This is a genomic window from Paracoccus sp. MKU1 (genome assembly GCF_001447385.1).
GTDB lineage: Bacteria > Pseudomonadota > Alphaproteobacteria > Rhodobacterales > Rhodobacteraceae > Paracoccus.
Genome location: NZ_LLWQ01000229.1, coordinates 1 through 1,292 on the forward strand (window position 1 = coordinate 1; position 1,292 = coordinate 1,292).

The 1,292-nt window shown below is 64.9% G+C and carries 1 protein-coding gene; it reads right to left on the minus strand.

Going from position 1 to position 1,292, the window contains the following annotated elements:
- Positions 1 to 1,010: hypothetical protein (locus AQY21_RS27025; RefSeq protein WP_152988351.1), on the minus strand; the 1,010-nt coding region annotated here is incomplete at its 3' end.
- Between the last annotated feature and the right edge of the window lie 282 nt (positions 1,011 to 1,292).

A 1,292-nucleotide genomic window follows, 5' to 3' on the forward strand; every position in this document is an offset into this window, starting at 1 on the left:
CGATCGGCAAGGGCGGGAAACCATGCCCGGCCCGCCTCGTGACCGTCCGGGCGTTTCAGCTCGCTCAGGTTCACCCCGAAGCGATGGGCCACCTCCACGATGCGCTCTGCGCCTTTGCGGAATGCGGAAATCAGCACCCAGGTGTTGCTGGTGGTCGGGGCGGCAGCCTCGACCCAATCCCGGTCGATTTCTCCCGCTGGCGGCTCGTAGCCGTGGGGATCCTCTCTGTGGCGGCTGATTTCGCCCCTGAGGAGCAGGTAGTCCCGCAGCAGGTCAGTATCCTCCCAGGATAGCTCAACGGCCTGTAGGGCCCCTCTGAGGCTCTCTGCTGGCCTCTGGACGGCCTCCCGTGCCTTGTCCATGACTTGGCCATAGGTTTCCGGGGACAGGTGCTCCCGGGCCGTCAGCTCGCGCCTGAGGCCGCGGGTGATGCTCTGGTCGAGGTGTTCCCGGCACCACTCGGCCCAGGAGGTCTGCAGGGCGGCGTATTCGTTGCGCTCGCTGGTGGTGGCCTTCAGCTCGACCAGGGCCTTCTGGGTCGAGATCACCGGCTTGGCGCGGCTGTCGCGCACCGGGGCGATCATCAGATCCACCACCGCGCCGCCCTTCTCGTCGAGATCGAGGCGGGCGCCGAACACCGCCCCCTTGCCCGCCCAGCTCTCGGCCCAGGCCCTGGCCTGGTCGAACAGGGCGATGTTGCGGGGATTGGCCCGGTCATGCAGATCGCCGGCCTCCTGAACCCATTCCGGCGACACCACGCAGAGCGCCTGCATCGCCAGAGGCGCGTTCTTGCGCTCGCCGGCCTTCATCTCGGCCTTATGGGCCTTGAAGGCGGCCAGATAGTCCCGGTCGCTGGCTTCGGCCTTGGACCAGGCCAGCGCTTCGCCAGGCACCGCTCCCTCCCGAACCCGGGCCTTGCCGATCTCGTCATGGCGTTCGGCATGCAGGGTGGCGCCGCGCAGCTGCGCGACGGACTTGATCTTGTTGATGCGGATTGCGGCTTTGAACATGAGGGCAGGATAGCAGGAAGGACAGAATTGTCATTTGGAATGACAACCCACTAGGCAATCCACTCCGGCTATGCCTCCGTGCCGCTCCGCTGATTGCCATTGGGCCGGAGGCGCTGCGCCCTCCTGGACCTCCCGCTAAGGCGAGGATTCGAACCTGTGACACCATATTGAGTAATTACTAATTAGTAGTTACATTCATGCCATGAAGATGCGGTTTATCTGGGACCCCGCCAAGGCGGAATCGAACGAACGGAAGCATGGGGTCCGGTTCGAGGACGCCGT